At 55.6% G+C, this 18,923-nt stretch carries 14 protein-coding genes; 5 read left to right on the forward strand and 9 right to left on the reverse strand.

The window, feature by feature from the left end:
- Positions 1-682: 682 nt before the first annotated feature.
- Positions 683-1,015 carry a hypothetical protein gene (locus KM934_RS08750; RefSeq protein WP_215760240.1) on the forward strand — a complete coding sequence of 111 codons (333 nt, stop codon included), beginning with the start codon at positions 683-685 and terminating at the stop codon, positions 1,013-1,015.
- Positions 1,016-1,218: 203 nt separating this feature from the next.
- On the opposite strand, the gene pflA is transcribed toward KM934_RS08750, so the two are convergent.
- Both pflA and pflB read right to left on the reverse strand, forming a co-directional pair.
- Complete coding sequence (gene pflA, locus KM934_RS08755) at positions 1,219-1,950, reverse strand: pyruvate formate-lyase-activating protein (RefSeq protein ID WP_215760241.1); 732 nt, start codon at positions 1,948-1,950, stop codon at positions 1,219-1,221.
- A 153-nt stretch (positions 1,951-2,103) separates the two neighbouring features.
- A complete protein-coding gene (pflB, locus tag KM934_RS08760; RefSeq protein WP_215760242.1) occupies positions 2,104-4,344 on the reverse strand; it encodes a formate C-acetyltransferase in 2,241 nt (746 codons plus the stop codon).
- 165 nt (positions 4,345-4,509) lie between these two features.
- Between pflB and KM934_RS13245 the strand changes: the two genes are divergently transcribed.
- The gene (locus tag KM934_RS13245; RefSeq protein WP_262898224.1) at positions 4,510-4,644 is read left to right on the forward strand and encodes a hypothetical protein; all 135 of its coding nucleotides are present in this window, start codon (positions 4,510-4,512) and stop codon (positions 4,642-4,644) included.
- Between the two features lie 141 nt (positions 4,645-4,785).
- Here KM934_RS13245 and aspS read toward each other — a convergent pair whose 3' ends face one another.
- Positions 4,786-6,546, reverse strand: a complete 1,761-nt coding sequence (gene aspS / locus KM934_RS08765) for an aspartate--tRNA ligase (RefSeq protein ID WP_215760243.1) — start codon at positions 6,544-6,546, stop codon at positions 4,786-4,788.
- Between the two features lie 150 nt (positions 6,547-6,696).
- On the opposite strand from aspS, the gene KM934_RS08770 reads away from it, so the two are divergent.
- Positions 6,697-7,824, forward strand: coding sequence for a glycoside hydrolase family 88/105 protein (locus KM934_RS08770; protein ID WP_252344955.1), 1,128 nt, complete (start codon positions 6,697-6,699; stop codon positions 7,822-7,824).
- A 160-nt stretch (positions 7,825-7,984) separates the two neighbouring features.
- On the opposite strand, the gene KM934_RS08775 is transcribed toward KM934_RS08770, so the two are convergent.
- The 3 genes from KM934_RS08775 to KM934_RS08785 all read right to left on the reverse strand — a co-directional run bounded on the left by KM934_RS08775 (position 7,985) and on the right by KM934_RS08785 (position 10,331).
- On the reverse strand, positions 7,985-9,325 hold the full coding sequence (locus tag KM934_RS08775; protein WP_215760244.1) for a uracil-xanthine permease family protein: 1,341 nt from the start codon (positions 9,323-9,325) through the stop codon (positions 7,985-7,987).
- Positions 9,326-9,513: 188 nt separating this feature from the next.
- Positions 9,514-9,816 carry a hypothetical protein gene (locus KM934_RS08780; RefSeq protein WP_215760245.1) on the reverse strand — a complete coding sequence of 101 codons (303 nt, stop codon included), beginning with the start codon at positions 9,814-9,816 and terminating at the stop codon, positions 9,514-9,516.
- A 14-nt stretch (positions 9,817-9,830) separates the two neighbouring features.
- The gene (locus KM934_RS08785; RefSeq protein WP_215760246.1) at positions 9,831-10,331 is read right to left on the reverse strand and encodes an NUDIX hydrolase; all 501 of its coding nucleotides are present in this window, start codon (positions 10,329-10,331) and stop codon (positions 9,831-9,833) included.
- A gap of 173 nt (positions 10,332-10,504) precedes the next feature.
- On the opposite strand from KM934_RS08785, the gene KM934_RS13320 reads away from it, so the two are divergent.
- On the forward strand, positions 10,505-10,960 hold the full coding sequence (locus KM934_RS13320) for a transposase (protein WP_215760247.1): 456 nt from the start codon (positions 10,505-10,507) through the stop codon (positions 10,958-10,960).
- A gap of 809 nt (positions 10,961-11,769) precedes the next feature.
- Positions 11,770-16,644: a RecQ family ATP-dependent DNA helicase gene (locus tag KM934_RS08795; RefSeq protein WP_215760248.1), complete on the forward strand. Its 4,875-nt coding sequence runs from the start codon at positions 11,770-11,772 to the stop codon at positions 16,642-16,644.
- A gap of 200 nt (positions 16,645-16,844) precedes the next feature.
- On the opposite strand, the gene KM934_RS08800 is transcribed toward KM934_RS08795, so the two are convergent.
- The 3 genes from KM934_RS08800 to KM934_RS13250 are packed head-to-tail and all read right to left on the reverse strand — an operon-like array spanning position 16,845 to position 18,655.
- Positions 16,845-17,873, reverse strand: coding sequence for a nitroreductase family protein (locus KM934_RS08800; RefSeq protein WP_215760249.1), 1,029 nt, complete (start codon positions 17,871-17,873; stop codon positions 16,845-16,847).
- Between the two features lie 4 nt (positions 17,874-17,877).
- Positions 17,878-18,528, reverse strand: a complete 651-nt coding sequence (rpe, locus tag KM934_RS08805; RefSeq protein WP_215760250.1) for a ribulose-phosphate 3-epimerase — start codon at positions 18,526-18,528, stop codon at positions 17,878-17,880.
- Position 18,529: 1 nt separating this feature from the next.
- Entirely contained in the window at positions 18,530-18,655 is a 126-nt protein-coding gene (locus KM934_RS13250; protein ID WP_262898225.1) for a hypothetical protein, read from the reverse strand.
- Between the last annotated feature and the right edge of the window lie 268 nt (positions 18,656-18,923).

The raw sequence follows: 18,923 nt of genomic DNA on the forward strand, positions 1-18,923 counted from the left end.
ATGTGAGAATTGGACGGGAAACTCGGCTTTGCGGCTTTTCTGAAAGGACCAATGGTCCATGAACTTGGCCGTACCTGTTCATGATTTCTCATTGACACCGCATAGCCATTCAACACTCAGCATTCCACACTCATCATTAATATTATCATTCACCTAACATTCAATATTCCACATTAAAGATTTTTGGTACAAATCTTGTGTTGGGTTTTCGGTCAAAATAGAGGGCGGGGAAGGCGGTTTGGGGCGTTTGGGAGGGCGGATGGGGAGCGAGGAACGGGGCGTTAGGCATCTTTCGAGGTGCGATAGCTAAGGGATCGAGGGCCGGAAGGTAAGGGATGGAGGTGCGGATGGGCATGTTTCGTGGGTCGAAACATGCCTAACCGCAAGGCGGAATGGGAAGTGTGGAGAGCCGAATTGGTTCTTCGGATGGTAAGCGTCTGAATGTTAGGCGGTTACAAAAATGCGCGAGAATGGCGTATTTGGGAGCGAGGCGGTGCTCGACGGGAAAAATAGTGTAGATTCGGGGGAGGGATGTTGAGAATGTTGAATGGGTCCTTCGGATGTGGAGTGGTTGAATGTGGACCGCAGAATGGCCAAGCGAAACAAAATTAAAACGCTTATTTCTACGCAAATGCTCGAAGCCATACGTATTATAAACGTAACGCCCCCCAAAAAAAACAAAATGAAATACAGAGTTTTATACGTGGTTGGTGCGGTTTTCCTACTCTTTGCCAACCCTTCCTGCTACCTTGCGAAGAAGAAGGTGGAGATCAGACCTCTGGTGAAGGAAGAGCAGCCCGTTCTCACGTTCGTGGCTCGCCAGAAGGGCAAGGCGTGGAGCCATCCTTTCGTATGCGTGTATGAGCCGAGTTCCGACACGGAGCCGGGCGACATCGCATCGGTGAACTATTTCGAGCCGAACGAGCCAAACAACGTGGGCATTATCGTGAAGCTGAAGAACGGCACCGAGCAGCGCATCGTTTGCCTGGAGAACGGAAAGGTTGAAACAAAATAGGAAAGACAAATCTATAACGACGCTCCCTCGCTGAACACCCGCACCAACGTACCGGCAGCGGTTATGAACATGAAGGCAGGCAAGCCCCTGCGTAGGTATCTGCAACCATCGGGTGGGTTGGGGTGCCGCCACCAATAGGCGCAAAGGGCGCGTCGACGAGACTGATAGGCTCTTGGTCGACGCGCCCTTTGGGATGGATGCGGTTAGAGGCAAGGCTTGTAGGCCGAGAGAAGTTGGCGCACGGCTTGGGTGCGGTCGGCGGGAAGCGGATCGACGCCTTCGAGCGGATAACGGAGGCCCAGCTCCTGATACTTGAAGGTGCCAAGGGTGTGATAGGGCAACACCTCGATCTTCTCGACCACCGAGTAACGGGCCACGTGCTCACCAAGGCGGTGCAGCCACTCGTCGTTGTCGGTGAGGCCCGGCACCACCACGTGTCGCACCCAGATGGGGATGCCGCGTTGCTGCAGCTCGTCGAGGAACCGCAAGTTGTTGTCCTGCCGCTGGCCAGTGAGACGCGGATGGAGGTCGGGGTTCATCGTCTTGATGTCGAGCAACACGAGGTTGGTGTGGCTGAGCACATCGAGGGCGCGGCCCGAGCAGAAGATGCCACTGGTGTCGAGGGCCGTGTGGAGCCCCTCGGCCTGGCAGAGGGCGAAAAACTCGGCGGCGAAGTCGGCTTGCATCAGCGGCTCGCCACCCGACAGCGTCACGCCGCCGCTCTTGATGAAGCTACGGTAGCGCAGCACCTCGTCGAGCAGTTGCTGCGGGGTGAGCTCGTACTGGCATTTGCCATGCGGGTCCCACGTGTCGGGGTTATGGCAGAATTGGCAGCGCAGCGGACAGCCCTGCATGAACGCCACGAAGCGTATGCCGGGCCCGTCGACAGTGCCAAACGATTCCATGGAATGAATGTGGCCAATGGTATGGGTCATGATATATAGCGTGTTCTATTACCCAGCGGGGCGATGCGAGTGGGCCCTGTGGGTGTGAGTGACTAAAACGAAAGCCAAATGCCCTCCGCTGCTGTGCGGTGAGCAAATGGCTTTCGTATGATGATGTGTATCAATGCGATACCGTGGGCCTTATTACATGCCCAGGTTGATGGTACGTGAGAGCACGTCGAGCTGCTGCTCGCGTGTGAGCTTCACGAAGTTCACAGCGTAACCGCTGACGCGGATGGTGAGCTGCGGGTACTTCTCAGGGTGATCCATGGCGTCGAGCAGGAGCTGACGGTCGAACACGTTGACGTTGATGTGCTGGCCACCGTTGGGTGTGAAGTAACCGTCGAGCAGCGACACGAGGTTTGTGGCCTGCATGTCCTTCTCCTTACCGAGGGCCGAGGGAGCGATGGCGAAGGTGTATGAGATACCGTCGCGTGAGTGCTGGAACGGCAGCTTGGCCACTGAGGCCAGGGCAGCCACGGCACCCTTCACGTCGCGTGCGTTCATGGGGTTGGCGCCCGGTGCGAACGGAACGCCCTTCTGGCGACCGTCGGGAGTGGAACCGGTGTTGCGGCCATACACCACGTTAGAGGTGATGGTGAGCAAGCTCTGGGTGGGCACAGCGTTGCGGTAGGTGCGGTGCTGGCGCAGGTACTCCATGAACTTCTCAGTCAGGTCAACTGCGATAGAGTCGGTCTCGTCGTTGTTGTTGCCGAAGGGCACATACTCGCCCTCCTCAATCTTGTAGTCGACAGCCAGGCCGGTCTCGTCGCGGATGATGCGCACCTTGCAGTGCTTCATGGCGGCGATAGAGTCGGTAACGATCGACAGGCCAGCGATACCTGTGGCGCGGGTGCGCTCCACATCGCCGTCGTGCAGCGACATCTCGAAGGCCTCGTAGTCGTACTTGTCGTGCATGTAGTGGATGATCTTCAGGGCGTTGACGTAGGTCTTGGCCAACCAGCGCATCATCTGCTCAAACTTAGGCATAAACTCCTCGTAGGTGAGGTAGTCGGATGTGATGGGCGCGAAGCGGGGAGCGATCTGGTGACCGGTCATCTCGTCGCGACCGCCGTTGATGGCGTAGAGCATACACTTAGCCAAGTTGGCGCGTGCACCGAAGAACTGCATCTGCTTACCAATCTTCATGGGGCTCACGCAGCAAGCGATGCCGTAGTCGTCGCCGAGATCGGCGCGCATGAGGTCGTCGTTCTCATACTGGATGGCGCTGGTGTCGATGCTGACCTTGGCGCAATACTTCTTCCACTGCTCGGGCAGGCGCTCACTCCAGAGGATGGTGAGGTTGGGCTCGGGCGACGGACCCATGTTGTACAGGGTGTGGAGGAAACGATAGTCGGTCTTGGTAACCATTGAGCGGCCATCGATGCCCATACCGCCGATAGAGGCTGTGGCCCAGATGGGATCGCCTGAGAAGAGGTCGTTGTACTCGGGGGTGCGGAGGAAACGCACGATGCGCAGCTTCATGATCATCTGGTCGATGAGCTCCTGTGCCTCCTCCTCAGTGAGCGTGCCGTTCTTCAGGTCGCGCTGGATGAAGATGTCGAGGAAGGCGCAGACGCGGCCCAGCGACATGGCGGCACCGTCCTGGTCCTTCACGGCGCCGAGGTAACCGAAGTAGGTCCACTGCACAGCCTCGCGGGCGTTGGTGGCGGGCTTGGTGACGTCGAAGCCGTAAGCGGCGCACATGCGCTCAAACTGCTTCAGGGCCTGCACCTGCTCGCTGATCTCCTCGCGGTGGCGCACGATCTCCTCAGTGAACTCCTGGATGTCGATGCGCTTGAAGTAGCGCTTCTTCTCCTCGATGAGGTTGGTGGTGCCATAGAGGGCAATACGGCGGTAGTCGCCGATGATGCGGCCGCGGCCGTAAGCGTCGGGCAGACCAGTGATGATGTGTGCGTGGCGGGCGGCCTTGATGTCGTCGTTGTAAGCCGAGAACACACCCTCGTTATGTGTCTTGCGATACTTCGTGAAGATTGTCTTGGTGGCGGGGTCGAGCTCATAGCCGTAGGCCTGGAGAGCCTTCTCCACCATGCGTATGCCTCCCTTGGGGAAGATGCCTCGCTTCAGGGGTGCGTCGGTCTGCAGACCCACCACCACTTCGCTGTCCTTGTCGATATAGCCAGCACCGTAGGTATCGAGGCTCTGGGGAAGCTTGGTCTCAGCGTCGTACACGCCCTTCTCGCGCTCCACCTCAAAGAGGTCGGAGAGGATGCTCCAGAGCTTCTTTGTCTTCTCGGAGGGGCCGGTAAGGAAACTCTCGTCGCCGTTGTAGGGCTCGTAGTTGGCCTGGATAAAATCTCTTACGTCAATCTCGCGCTTCCAATTGGAACCTTTGAAATCTTTTTGGAGGTCTTGTAAAACCATGTTCTTAAAATAAATGTGGTTGTTAAAAAATGTACTCGGGAACACGTCCCGCGGTGCAGTGACGGTGTGTATGCCGGTGCGGCGAAAGAATGTCTTCTCCTCACCCGTATGCTTCCTTATCGGGTACAAAGTTACGCTTTTCCTCGCTATTGAGCAAACGATTGCATGAAAATCATTATTTATGAGGAGCACCCCAGCTGGCTCATCATGCCTATCAAGACCACCAGGCCCTTCACGCCCATTAAGCCTACAATGCCCATCCCCCCAAAACCAAAAGAAAGCGGCTACACACTTCGCTAAGTGCTGCCGCTTTCGCAGTCGGTGCAAGCGGGGGGGATCAGTTGCTTACACCGCAGTTTTGAGTTGAAATATTACTGCTAGCTCCCTCCCATGGATGAATAGGGGGGTAGAGTTGTGTCAACCTTGTGCTGACGGGGATTCTTATTTGTGTGCCTTTACCTCAAGGTTGAGCTCGTCGAGCTGCTTGGGGTCGAGCTCTCCCGGAGCGTCGAGCATCACGTCGCGTCCGCTGTTGTTCTTCGGGAAAGCGATGCAGTCGCGAATGCTGTCGAGACCGGCCAGGATGCTCACGAAGCGGTCGAGACCGAAGGCCAGACCGGCGTGAGGGGGCGCTCCATACTTGAAGGCGTTCATGAGGAAGCCAAACTGGGCCTCGGCACGCTCGCGGGTGAAGCCGAGCACCTCGAACATGCGCTCCTGCAACTGGGTGTCGTGGATACGCAGCGAGCCGCCGCCCACTTCCACTCCGTTGCACACGAAGTCGTAAGCCTTGGCGCGCACCTGCTCAGGATGCTCATCGAGCAAGGGTATATCGTCGGGGTTGGGCATGGTGAACGGGTGGTGCGTAGCCATGAGGCGCTGCTCCTCGTCGCTCCACTCGAAGAGGGGGAAGTCGATGATCCACAGGCACTTGAACACGTTCTTGTCGCGCAGGCCCAGGCGGTCGCCCATCTCCAGGCGCAGCGAGCAGAGCTGCACGCGTGTCTTGTTGGCGTTGTCGCCAGAGAGAATCAGCACGAGGTCGCCGTCCTTGGCGCCCATCACCTGCTTGATCTCGGCCAGCGTCTCGGGCGAATAGAACTTATCGATAGAGCTCTTCACCGTTCCGTCGGCGTTATACTTGATGAACACCAGGCCCTGGGCGCCCACCTGCGGACGCTTCACAAAGTCGGTGAGCTCGTTGAGCTGCTTGCGGCTATAGTTGGCACATCCCGGCACGCAAATGCCACCGATGTACTTGGCCTCGTTGAACACGCTAAACTCGCCCTTGCCCTCAAAGGCGTCTTTCAGTTCCACAAACTCCATGCCGAAGCGCAAGTCGGGCTTGTCGCTACCAAAGCGGCGCATGGCGTCGTGCCAGGTCATCTGCTCGAGCGGCTTGGGCAGCTCCACACCGCGAATCTCGCGGAACAGGGTGCGGCACAACTCTTCGAAGATATTGATGACATCGTCCTGATCGACAAACGACATCTCGCAGTCGACCTGCGTGAACTCGGGCTGACGGTCGGCGCGCAGGTCCTCGTCGCGGAAGCACTTGGCAATCTGGAAATAGCGGTCGAAACCGGCCACCATAAGCAGCTGCTTCAGCGTCTGCGGGCTCTGCGGAAGGGCGTAAAACTGTCCGGGGTTCATGCGTGAGGGCACCACGAAGTCGCGGGCTCCCTCGGGTGTGGAGCCGATGAGGATCGGGGTCTCCACCTCAATGAACTTCTGGTTGTCGAGGAAGTTGCGGATGAGGATGGTCATGCGGTGACGCAGCTCTATGTTCTTACGCACGGCGGCGCGGCGCAAGTCGAGGTAACGGTATTTCATGCGCAGCTCATCGCCACCGTCGGTGTTGTCCTCGATGGTGAAGGGCGGCGTGAGACTGGGGCTGAGCACATTGAGCTTGCTCACGATGATCTCGATGTCGCCAGTGGGCATCTTGCTGTTCTTGCTCTCGCGCTCCGACACTGTACCCGTCACTTGGATGCAGTATTCGCGACCGAGCTTGTTGGCCTGGTCGCAGAGGTCCTTGTCGACGGCTCCGTTAAACACGAGCTGTGTGAGGCCGTAGCGGTCGCGCAGGTCAGCGAATGTCATGCCGCCCATCTTACGTGTGCGCTGGACCCATCCGGCGAGTGTTACTTCCTGGCCGGCGTCGGAGAGACGCAACTCTCCACAAGTTTTCGTTCTATACATAATCGATAATGATATGACGAATTGATGAATTATGGCGCAAATGTACGAAGAATAAATGAAAGCGAAAAAAAAAACGTTGTAAACTTACACTCGGCATAGGATAAATTTTGTAAATTTGCCCAAAGCATAAAAACAAACGCCACTTAGAACATGATTTCAAGACGCTTCCTCACGCTTATGGGCCTCACGCTCATGGCCCTCTCGGCCATGGCCCAACAGGCCGGCGACGTGCTGGCCGCCGCCCGCAAGGCCAACCATTACTTCATGCAGAAACACCCCGATCCCACGCAGGCCACCTTCGTGCGCAAGGTGCGCCCCAGCAGCTTGTGGACGCGCGCCGTCTACTACGAGGGACTGATGGCGCTGCAGGCCGTCGACCCGCAGGAGACGTATGTCGACTATGCGCTGCGCTGGGCGCGGTTCCACCAATGGACGCCACGCAACGGGGTGACCACCACCGACGCCGACGACCAGTGTTGCTGTCAGACCTACCTCGCCCTGCTGCCTTACGCCGGCAACGATGCGGCGAAGGTGTTGCCCATCGTGCGCGACAACCTCGACCGACAGATGGCCTCGGGACGCCACAACTATTGGTCGTGGATCGACGCCGTGCAGATGGCGCTGCCGCTCTACGCCCAGGTGGGCCAGGCCACGGCTGACGCGCGCTACATGGACTATGGCATGAAGGCGTATCGCTGGACGCGCAACGAGTGTGGCGGCGGCTGTTTCAACGAGCAGACCGGACTGTGGTATCGCGACGCCGACTTTGTGCCGCCCTACCGTGAGCCCGACGGCCAGGAGTGTTATTGGAGCCGCGGCAACGGATGGGTGTACGCCGCCCTGGTGCGCACCCTGCAGACCGTGGGCAAGCGCCACAAGTATTATAAGGAGTTGAAGGCCGACTTCCTGACCATGACGCGCGCCATTGCGGCTTGCCAGCGCCAAGATGGCTTGTGGAACGTGAGCATGACGTCGACCCACTATGCTGGTCCGGAGCTGACGGGCACGGCGCTCTTCCTCTACGGCCTGAGCTGGGGCATCAGCCAGGGCCTCATCAAGGCGAAGACCTATCGCCCCGTGGCCGACCGCGCTTGGCGGGGCATGGAACGCATCTGCCTCCATCCCGACGGGTTCCTGGGATATGTGCAAGGCACGGGCAAGCAGCCCTCCGACGGCCAACCGGTAAGCTACACCTCGGTGCCCGACTTCGAGGATTTCGGCACGGGCTGTTTCCTGCTGGGAGCCACCGAGTATTACAAGTTGCTGGGCAAGCGGTAGGCTGATAGGCTTGAGGGCCTAAAAGCCAAACAAATCCGATGGGCCTAATAGGCAATGGGCTGACGCGACAGCCGCCCACATGCCTATTAGGCCCATCATTCGTTTCACGCCTACCGGCCCATGAAGCCCAACAGTCCCACCGGGCTCCTAAACCATTGGCTTATTCTCTTTCTTTCTTATATTTCTTATCTTTCCCATTGAAGCTCTTCACCTTCATGCCGAGCTGGTCGGGCAGGATGGCGTTGAGCAGGATGCCTACGAGGGCGGCGAGGGCCAGGCCCGAGAAGGCCACGGAGCCGATCTTCACACCGCCGTCGGTGCCATACTGCACGCCGATGCTCACCACCATGATGAGGGCGGCCACAAACACGTTGCGCGATGAGGAGAAGTCGACCGAGGTCTCCACGAGGTTGCGCACGCCCACGGCCGAGATCATGCCATAGAGAATGAGGCTCACACCGCCGATGGTGGCGGCGGGCATCAGGCCGATGAGGCAGGCAAACTTCGGACAGAAGCTCAGCAGGATGGCGAAGCAGGCGGCCAGGCGTATGACGGCCGGGTCGAACACCTTCGTGAGGTTGAGCACGCCCGTGTTCTCACCATACGTGGTGTTGGCCGGCGCACCGAATATCGAGGCGAGGAACGTGGCCAATCCGTCGCCGCTGAGCGTGCGGTGCAGTCCCGGGTCCTTGATGAAGTTGCGGCCCACGGTGCTCTGTATGGCGCACATGTCACCGATGTGCTCCATGATTGTGGCGAAAGCGATGGGGAAGATGGCGATGATCGACGTTACGATGAGGTCGAAGTTGGGATCCTTCGCCACCGAGAGGGCCGTGCGGTCCATGTCGATGGGCAGGCCTACCCACGCCGCCTCATTGAGCTTGGAGAAGTCGACCTCGCCCATGGCGGCGGCCAGCACATACGAGCCAAGCACGCCGAGCAGGATGGGCACAATCTTGATGATGCCCTTGCCCCAGATGGAGGTTCCGATGACGATGACGATGGCCGTGATGGCCAGCAACCAGTTTTGCTGACAGTTGGCGATGGCCGAGCCCGAGAGCGTCAGTCCGATGGCGATGACCATCGGTCCGGTCACCACGGGTGGGAAGAAGCGCATGACCTTCTCCGTGCCAAACATCTTAAGCAGGAACGCCATGACAAAATACAACAATGACGCTGCAGCTACGCCGATACAAGCGTAATTGAGCGCCACCACGTCGGTCAGGCCTTGTGCCACGCACAACTGCTTGACGGAAGCGTATCCTCCCAGAAAGGCAAAGCTGGAGCCAAGGAAGGCTGGCACCTTCATCTTCGACACCAGATGGAAGATCAGCGTGCCAATGCCTGCGAAGAGCAGCGTGGCGCTCACGTCGAGTCCGGTGATGAGGGGAACGAGGATGGTGGCGCCAAACATGGCGAAGAGGTGTTGCACACCGAGCACCACAAACTTGGGCTTGCCCAGCTCGCGGGCCTCGTAAATGCCCTGAATGTCGGAATTCATAATTGTTATTGTTTTTTTAAGTTTCAATCAGGAGATTATTCCATCTAACATAACGCATTGGCCTTGCGCCTTATTGTGCTTCCGCCCCACTTTTTCTCATCGCAGAACGCAACCGCCGCCCCACAATGTATCTCCCTTGAGCGAAACCGCCCCATGCCAACGGGACTAATCGGCCCCATGCCAACAGGCTAATAATAGCTTATCTCAAACTCCTGCGACAGGTTATGGTAGTCGACGAGCGAACTGCCCGTGTATTCTATTTGCATGCCGCGGTAGGCGCTGGGCACATAGAGCTTGCCGGTGACGAGGGTCCACTTGGGCTTGCCGTAGTCGAACGACTTGCCCGACAGCAGCAGCCTCATCGAGGCGTAGTCGATTTCCCAAAAGCCACCGCCGACGCAAGTGTCGTGGGGCTGCAACAAGTCCTTGTGCATCCTTACTTGGCCGATGCGCATATAGCCGTCGAGGGTGATGATGAATTTGGGTTCCATGGCAGATTGTGGGTTTAGCCGAAAAACTTACGATACTCGTTCTCGAAGTTGGGCGTGAAGACACCCTTGCCCATGTTGTCGAGAATCTCCTGGCGGCTCCAAAAGCGCCCGCCGTCGAGCTCGCTCTTGCTGGGACACACCTCACCGTCGTAAACGCAGCGGTGCACATAAACCAGCTCTTTCTCGCGCAGGCTCTCAAAGACATAATGGCCGAGGCTCTCGGGCGCAAACTGGGTGATGCCCAGCTCCTCCCTCACCTCGCGGTGGAGCGCCTGCTCCACGTTTTCGCCCAGGTCTACATGGCCGCCCACGGCCGTGTCCCACCGGTTGGGCTGAATGTCTTTCCACGCAGGGCGATGCTGCAAGTAGAGCTCGCCCTTGCTGTTGAACACGTGCAGGTGGACCACGGGATGCAGAATCTTACTGCCGTCGTGGGCCCGTCCGCGGCTCACGGCTCCAAGCACCTGGCCGTTCTCGTCGACCATCGGAAATAGTTCTTCTTGATTGTCTCTCATATTCTTATTAACGACGTTCGCCCCCCAATTATTATATTTATGAGTTTCCGATTTAGGCAGGGGCGGGCTGAAAGCCCAACAAGCGCATAGCCCAGGGCAAGCGAAGCGACACCCTGGGTACGAATACCAAACAACATACATTAACGCCCTGCAAGGGCAAAAGCGTAATAAATATGGCACAGTCATTGAGCAAAATCTACATACATTTGATATTTCACATCAAAACCACGAGCTCTCCTATCCGTGAAAGCGATCTCGACCGCATTCATTCCTACATAGGACAACTGGTTAATGCCACAGGCTGCAAAGTAATACAGGTAGGTGGAATATGTGATCATATACATGTTTTATTCCTATTGTCAAAGGACGTCACTATAACACATGTGGTGGAGGAGGTAAAACGCAACAGTAGTAGATGGGTGAAAACAATAGCCCCATATTATAGAACATTCGCATGGCAGAATGGATATGGTGTTTTCTCCGTCAGCCAGACCGTCGTCGAAAAGACATTGGAATATGTAAAGAATCAAGGCATACATCACAAAAAAATGTCGTTTCAAGATGAGTACCAAAAGTTTTTAGAATCGTATGGAGTAGAATACAATAAGGAATATGTATTTAAGGATTAATGCTTTTGCCCTTTCAGGGCGCACCAATGATAATACGATACTACCCAGGGCGTCGCTTCGCTTGCCCTGGGCTATGCGCTCATTGGGCTTTCAGCCCGTGCCCGTGCATTATCGTCTGCACCTCAGCAATTCAAGCAAGTATGATTGCGCAATAATTCAGCCCCTTTGAAACTAAATCCGAAACTTTAGTTATATTTGTGGCTTTTCCATTATACCATTTGTAGAATTCTCGAAGTTTAACAACCCCATCCCCACCCCACATTCAACAACCAACAGTAAGAAAAATTGGTAAAAAACTTGTGTTGCGTTTTTGGCTGAAATAGCGCGCGAAAAGGCGAAACGTAAGGGCCGAAACGCCGAAAACGAAGGGCCGCCTGTGGCGTTGGGCATCTTTCGAGTTGCGATAGCTAAGCTTTCGAGATGCGAAAGGTAAGAGAAGGGGCCTCGAAAGGGCATGTTTCGAGCCTCAAAAGATGGCTTTTCGTCATGCGGAATGTGGGATGTTGGATGCGAAATGGGGCCTTCTGATGATAAGTGACTGAATGTCAAGCGGTTGCAAAAATACGCGAGAAGGGCGTATTTGGGAGCGAACCCGGGCGTGATAGGAAAAACCGTGTAGATTTGGGGGAGGGATGTTGAGAATGTGGAATGCATCGTTCTGACGACGAATGAGACGGCACACAGGTAAAACGGTGTGTTTAGAAGTTACTTTTTGCCTAAATTTTGTTCCGTGCATGATATAAAACTGGATTATTATTGCTATTTTTGTACCAGTAATACCAATGGGTTCATACTAACCTTCACCAACTATGTCACTCTGGGATAGAATCTTAGGCTCCATAAACAAAGGTGAAGCACCGCGCTCTACCAACATCGACCTTACGCCCATAAAGCGTAATGCCGACAGCTACGCCTTTGTGGATGTGGAGGTTGGGGTGAAGAACCATAAGATTCAGGACATAGGAGCGTTGCGTTATGACGGAGCAACGTTCCACAAAAATTCAAAGGCCGACTTGCAGGCTTTCCTACGCCACATAGATTTTTTGTGTGGTCACAACATTGTGCATCACGACGCAAAATATCTGTTTGGCGATGAGCGACAGCCATGGGCGCTTGTCGACACCCTATACATGTCGCCATTGTTGTTCCCCGAACGGCCCTACCACCGACTTGTGAAGGACGACAAGCTGATGAGCGACGAGATGAACAATCCGGTCAACGACTGCGAGAAGGCACGCGAACTGCTCTTTGACGAAATGACCCATTGGCACAATCTGCCTGAGCGCAGAAAGCGCATCTACGCCTCTTTGCTCACCGGCATAGAAGAGTTTGACGGCTTTATGCAGTTGGTAGGGGCGGAGAGGCACGCCAAGGATTCGGTCGCAGAACTGATACGGGCTGAATTTGCCGGCATGATATGCGCCAACGCCCCCATCCAGACATTGGCAAGCAAATATCCTTGTGCGCTGGCCTATGCCTTGGCCTTAATCGACACGTCAGACCAACGGTCGGTAACCCCAGCTTGGGTGTTGTACCACTATCCTGAGGTGGAGTATGTGATGCGACGGCTGCGGCACACACGCTGTGCGGAAGGATGCGATTATTGCAACCAACAACTTGACGCTCGGTATAATCTGAAGCGTTTCTTCGGCTATGAAGCGTTTCGCACTTATGATGGTGAGCCGTTGCAGGAAAAAGCAGCGTGCGCCGCCATCGACGGCCAATCATTGTTGGCGATATTTCCAACAGGCGGAGGAAAATCGCTCACGTTCCAGTTGCCTGCCTTGATGGAAGGAGGCAGCGTGCATGGATTGACGGTCGTCATATCGCCATTGCAGTCGCTCATGAAAGATCAGGTTGACAATCTGGCTGACCGTGGCATAACCGACGCCGTGACCATCAACGGCTTGCTCGACCCCATATCGCGCTCGCTGGCCATAGAGCGTGTGCAGGGCGGCGACGCTTCGTTGTTATACATATCGCCCGAGATGTTGCGGTCGAAGACCATAGAGAAGATACTGATGGCGCGCCATGTGGTGCGATTCGTCATCGACGAGGCACACTGCTTCTCGGCCTGGGGACAGGATTTCCGTGTCGACTATCTCTATATAGGCAAGTTTATCAAGGAATACCAAGAGCGCAAGGGTGGCGACACCCACATCCCCGTGTCGTGTTTTACGGCAACAGCAAAGCAGAAGGTGGTACAGGACATTTGCGACTATTTCAAGCATTGGCTCAACCTCGACCTGCATCTCTTTGCATCGTCGGCCTCAAGAAAGAACCTGCGCTATAAGGTAATACACGTTGATACGGATGACGACAAGTATGCGCAACTTCGCGAACTTGTGAAGTTGGCTGCGTGCCCTACGATCGTGTATGTGTCGCGCACAAAGCGCACACGCGAACTCGCATCGAAGCTCACCCGCGACGGAATGAAGGCTTTGCCGTTCAACGGCAAGATGGACCCCGATGAGAAGATAAAGAACCAGGATGAGTTTATGACGGGAAGAGTGAACATCATTGTGGCCACGTCGGCTTTCGGCATGGGGGTCGACAAGAGCGACGTGGGGCTTGTGGTCCACTACGACATATCCGACTCGCTGGAGAACTATGTGCAGGAGGCGGGACGCGCAGGCCGCGACCCCAGTCTCACAGCCCAGTGCTTTGTGTTGTACGCCGACAACGACCTTGACAAGCATTTCGTACTTCTCAACCAGACCAAGCTCAGCCTTAGCGAGATACAGCAGGTGTGGCAAGCCGTAAAGAACTTCACACGCCAGCGTCAGCGAGTGTGCTGCTCGGCGCTCGAAATAGCCCGACAGGCTGGTTGGGACGACTCGGTGTCGGACATCGAGACGCGTGTGCGCACGGCGCTCTCGGCACTTGAGCAAAGCGGCTATATAGAGCGTGGCAACAATGTGCCGCATGTGTATGCCACGGGCATAACGGTGAAGAACATGGATGAGGCGCGTCGGCGCATCGTAACGTCGTCGTTGTTTGGGAAAGACGAGGTGGAGAAGGCGGTGCGCATCATCAAGTCGCTCATTTCGCAGAAACACATCTCAAAGGCGCAGGATTCTGAGGCGGAGTCGCGCATCGACTACCTTGCCGACATTCTCGGTATGAACAAGCGGGAAATTGTGTCGGCTGTAGAGCGGATGCGCCAAGAGGGCATACTGGCCGACAGCAAGGACATCTCGGCCTACATGCAGGATGTTGGGTCTGAACGCAAGGCAAAAAACATGCTCGAGTATTTCGCACAACTTGAAGAATACATCATAAGGCATATTCCAGACGAATCGTTGCGCATATCGTATAAGCAACTCAACGACAATGCTGTGCGCGACGGATTGGAAAAGTCTACTGAGAAAAACATACGCACGCTGCTCTACTTTCTTGCCGTGAAAGGCTACACGCGCAAGAAGGAAGATGTGTCGCGCGACATCGTTGTAAGACGCCAAAGCGACATGGAATCGACGTTGAAGCGCTTTGAGAAACGCCTGAACATCTGCAGGTTTGTTATCGACTGGCTTTACCGTATGGCGGAGGCCATGGACGACGAGGCCAAGAAAACAGGAGCGGTGCAGTTCTCGGTAGTGGAATTGCTTAACGACATTAAGACGAATGGGCAAATGTTGTTCTTCGACTCCTCCAACTTGCAGTTGGAGGATGTGGAGGAGTCGCTGCTCTACCTGTCTAAGATTGGGGCGTTGAAGCTCGAAGGCGGATTTCTTGTGCTCTACAATGCCATGGACATTCGCCGGCTGAAGGACAATCGCTTGCGTTATAAGCAGGACGACTACCACACGCTCAACGAGTTCTACAAGCAGAAGATTCAGCAGATACATATAGTAGGCGAATACGCCAATCTGATGGTTAGCGACTATGACGCTGCCCTGCAATATGTGCACGACTACTTTCAGATGGACTATCGACAGTTCATAGGCAAGTACTTCAAGGGAAATCGCATAGAAGAAATAAACCGCAACCTTACTCCAGCCAAATACCGCGAGCTTTTCGGGCAGTTGTCCACGCGACAGAAAGAGATTATCGAGGACCATGAGTCGCGCTGTATTGTGGTGGCGGCTGGGCCTGGCAGTGGCAAGACGCGAGTGCTTGTGCACAAGCTCGCATCGCTGCTGCTGCTTGAAGACGTGAAGCATGAGCAATTGCTTATGCTAACGTTCTCGCGCGCCGCCGCTACAGAATTCAAGAGCAGGTTGCTGCAACTCATTGGCAATGCCGCCCACTTCGTAGAGATCAAGACATTCCACTCCTACTGTTTCGACTTGCTCGGACGCATAGGCAATCTTGACGACGTTAGTGGCGTGGTGGCAAAGGCCGCTGAGATGATAAACAATGGCGAGGTGGAGCAAAACCATATCGGCAAGACGGTGCTTGTAATAGACGAAGCGCAGGATATGGGCAGCGACGATTATGCCTTGGTGTCGGCCCTGATGTCGGCCAATGAGGACATGCGGGTCATTGCGGTTGGCGATGACGACCAGAACATCTATGAGTTTCGTGGATCCGACTCGAAGTACATGTATGAGTTGAGCAAGGAAGCGGGAGGACGTTTCATCGAAATGACAGAGAACTATCGCAGCTCGCGTCGCGTGGTTGGGGCGGCCAACGATTTCGTTAAGTCGATAAGGAGAAGGTTGAAGAGCGCCCCCATTGTGTCGATGAGCGACGAGGAGGGCGAGGTGAAAATAACACGCCACATCTCTAAACACATGTATCTGCCCGTGGCCGATGAGGTGATGAGGCGTGGCAAAGGAACCACGTGCATACTGACACAGACCAATGAGGAAGCGGTCGTGATGCTTGCGCTGCTAAATGGGCGAGGTGTCAAGGCCAAACTGATACAATCGTTGGACGGGCTGCGCTTCTGCAATCTGATGGAGATGCGCTATTTCATGAAGTGTGTCAACAGCAGGAAGGTGTCGCCACTCATCGCTGAAGAGGCTTGGGAGGAGGCAAAGCTAAAAACGTTTGGCAAGTATGCAACAAGCAAGAGCTTGCAGTATGTGCGCCGATGTGTGGAGATGTTTGAGCTGACCAACCGCGCTAAATACTATACCGACTTGCGCGAGTTCGTATTCGAGTCGACGATAGAGGATTTCTGTGATGTTTCTGACGCGGAGGTGGTGGTGTCGACCGTCCATAAGTCGAAAGGCCGTGAGTTTGACAATGTGTATATGCTGATATCCGACAAATACGACCACACCGACGATCTTCTGCGTAGATATTATGTAGGAATAACCCGGGCCAAGCACAATCTGTACATTCATGCCAATGGCGGAGTGTTTGAGGGTATAAACCATTGTCAGCGCGTTACCGACACTCAGCAATACGCGGTGCCTGAGGAAATCGTTCTGCAACTATCGCACAAGGACGTTTATCTTGATTATTTCAAATATAGCAAACAGGAAGTGCTGGCCTTGCGAGGTGGCGACGAGTTGCTGTATAATGCGCCATATCTGTATTGTGCACAAACGGGCAAAGCCGTTGCCCAACTATCGCAAGGCATGATGGCCAAACTGGCCAAATGGGAAACCCGAGGTTATCATGTGACAGCTGCAAGCGTACGCTTTATTGTGGCTTGGAAATCGAAGAATGCTGCAAAAGATGAGAAAGAGTTGGCGGTGATACTTGCCGACTTGAGGCTGCGGAAGAATTGAGCTTCGATCATCATGTTATAAACCCATTGCCGCTTACAAAAGTTTTACCCAAATCACGCCGCCGACAAAACCGGGAATTCCTGGTTTTGTCGGCGGCGTCGTGTTGGGTTAGCGCCTGCCGGTCGCAGGCGGGGTTAGAGCGCCTTGGCCTTGGCGGTGTTGCAGAGGAGTTAGAATCGGGCCGTTGGCCTGCCTATCGGCTATTTGACGAATTGCAGCTTGCCCATGTCGCGCGGCTTGGCCTCGGGACTCTCGTCGGGATAGCCCACGGCGAGGATGTAGCAGATGCTGTAGCCCTCGGGCAACTGGAGCTTGTCGAGGTATGGCTTACATGCGTCTGTCGTGTTGAGGAAGCGCACAGGGCCTCCCAGGCAGCAGGTGCCGAGCCCCAGCGACTGGGCAGCGAGCATCATGTTCTCGCCCATGAGGCCGGCGTCGACCGAAGGCTGACCGTCGGGTGTGGCCACACAGATAATGTTGGGCGCGTTGCGAAACATGTTCTTGAAATGAGCGTCGCGCTTCACCTGGTCGGGGTTGGCCTTCTTGAAGAGGTCGGTCACGCCGTCGATCCACTCCCTGTTCTCCACCACGCGCACCTGCCACGGCTGAAGGTTCATGCCGCTGGGCGCGAGGATGCCAGCGCGTGCCACCTGCTCGAGCTTGGCGTGCTCCACGGGGCGGTCGAGGTAGCGGCGCACGGAGCGACGCGCCTCAATGGTCCGCATCACATTGTTGCTCGGGGCGACGGCCTGGGGTGCCCACGCCTTGAAGAAGCGAAGCGTTTTCTCCTTGCTGTAACCCTTGTCTTCCTCCAGGAAACTGGAGTCTTGGATGTGGAGCACGTTGCCGGCCTGGTCGAGCACCACAAACACGGGGAACCCGAACCGCTGCGGACTGCCGAGGCGCTTCATCAGGGCCTCCGACTGTTGTGCCGCCTTGCTGCGCGGGTTGTAGTTGACATGGATATAGGCGAAGTTGTTGGCCACCAGTTGGGCTATCTCGGCGTCGCGCTCCATAAAATCGGCGAAGCGCAGGCACCACGGGCACCAGTTGCCACCCACCTGGCAGACCACCAGGCGCCCTTTGCCCTCGGCGCGCACGGCAGCCAGGGCACTGTCGATCTGGGCCATGGGATCGATGGCCTCGTTATACACTCTCTTCAACGCCGACTGCGCACTGGCCGTCAGGGCGACCAGTGCGAACAGCAGCGACAATGCTATTTTCCTCATGTGCTTATAGGTTCTTGAGTTGATGGATGCGCTCCTCAGGGTTGTCGGCGCGGAACACGTAGCTGCCGCTCACCAGCACATCTACCCCGGCCTTGGCCAGAAGGGGGGCCGTTTCGCCGTTCACGCCACCGTCCACCTGGATGAGGGCTTTCGAACCGCTCTCGGCGATGAGCTTGCGCAAGCGCCCTATCTTGGCGTAGGTGTTCTCGATGAAGCGCTGACCACCGAAGCCAGGGTTGACGCTCATCAGGAGCACCATGTCGACATCCTCGATGCAATCCTCGAGCATCGACACCGGCGTGGAGGGATTGAGCGTAACGCCCGCCTTCATACCCGCGTCGTGGATCTCGTGGATGGTGCGGTTGAGGTGGGTCACCGCCTCCACATGCACGTTCATCATCATGGCGCCGATGCGCGCCGTTTGCTCCACGTAGCGCTCGGGGTGAACGATCATGAGGTGCACGTCGAGCGGCTTTTGGCAAATCTTGCCCACCGCCTCGAGCACGGGGAAGCCAAATGATATGTTGGGCACAAACACACCGTCCATCACATCGCAGTGGAGCCAATCGGCCTCGCTGCGGTTAATCATGTTTATCTCACTCTTGAGGTCGACGAAGTTGGCGGCCAGGAGCGAAGGGGATATAATGGTGCTCATGTCAGTTCATGCAATAGTTGAGTGGACGGCCCGTGAGTTTCGACACACGGTAGGTGTAGGCAATCTGCCTGATCAGCATAAGCGACAATGCCGAGGGCTTGAGTTCTTCCGGAGTAAAATTTTTCATAGGCTTGATAAACGTTAAAAGTGTTTCATGAGAGTAATAACTTGTCCTTTCTATCTTCTTAACGGAAAGAACGTTGCTTTATTATCATCGAACCTAAAAAAATGTGCGCCGCCCCTCCAAATGCCCTATGAGCGACACGCTCGGGAATCCACCAAGGTTCTACGAACCACTATATGATTGGAGTTTCTGATTTAGGGAAGACGGGCTGAATTGTCGTGCAAACCGAATGCAATCAAGCTTGCTTGAATTGCTGAGGTGCAGCAGATAA

Origin of the sequence: Hallella faecis (genome assembly GCF_018789675.1) — a bacterium.
Classification (GTDB): Bacteria; Bacteroidota; Bacteroidia; order Bacteroidales; family Bacteroidaceae; genus Prevotella; species Prevotella faecis.

What these genes read in the sequence shown, in the direction of transcription:
- KM934_RS08750 (WP_215760240.1), top strand. Translation starts at nt 683, where the DNA reads ATGAAATACAGAGTTTTATACGTGGTTGGTGCGGTTTTCCTACTCTTT.
- pflA (WP_215760241.1), bottom strand. Translation starts at nt 1,950, where the DNA reads ATGACCCATACCATTGGCCACATTCATTCCATGGAATCGTTTGGCACT.
- pflB (WP_215760242.1), bottom strand. Translation starts at nt 4,344, where the DNA reads ATGGTTTTACAAGACCTCCAAAAAGATTTCAAAGGTTCCAATTGGAAG.
- KM934_RS13245 (WP_262898224.1), top strand. Translation starts at nt 4,510, where the DNA reads ATGAAAATCATTATTTATGAGGAGCACCCCAGCTGGCTCATCATGCCT.
- aspS (WP_215760243.1), bottom strand. Translation starts at nt 6,546, where the DNA reads ATGTATAGAACGAAAACTTGTGGAGAGTTGCGTCTCTCCGACGCCGGC.
- KM934_RS08770 (WP_252344955.1), top strand. Translation starts at nt 6,697, where the DNA reads ATGATTTCAAGACGCTTCCTCACGCTTATGGGCCTCACGCTCATGGCC.
- KM934_RS08775 (WP_215760244.1), bottom strand. Translation starts at nt 9,325, where the DNA reads ATGAATTCCGACATTCAGGGCATTTACGAGGCCCGCGAGCTGGGCAAG.
- KM934_RS08780 (WP_215760245.1), bottom strand. Translation starts at nt 9,816, where the DNA reads ATGGAACCCAAATTCATCATCACCCTCGACGGCTATATGCGCATCGGC.
- KM934_RS08785 (WP_215760246.1), bottom strand. Translation starts at nt 10,331, where the DNA reads ATGAGAGACAATCAAGAAGAACTATTTCCGATGGTCGACGAGAACGGC.
- KM934_RS13320 (WP_215760247.1), top strand. Translation starts at nt 10,505, where the DNA reads ATGGCACAGTCATTGAGCAAAATCTACATACATTTGATATTTCACATC.
- KM934_RS08795 (WP_215760248.1), top strand. Translation starts at nt 11,770, where the DNA reads ATGTCACTCTGGGATAGAATCTTAGGCTCCATAAACAAAGGTGAAGCA.
- KM934_RS08800 (WP_215760249.1), bottom strand. Translation starts at nt 17,873, where the DNA reads ATGAGGAAAATAGCATTGTCGCTGCTGTTCGCACTGGTCGCCCTGACG.
- rpe (WP_215760250.1), bottom strand. Translation starts at nt 18,528, where the DNA reads ATGAGCACCATTATATCCCCTTCGCTCCTGGCCGCCAACTTCGTCGAC.
- KM934_RS13250 (WP_262898225.1), bottom strand. Translation starts at nt 18,655, where the DNA reads ATGAAAAATTTTACTCCGGAAGAACTCAAGCCCTCGGCATTGTCGCTT.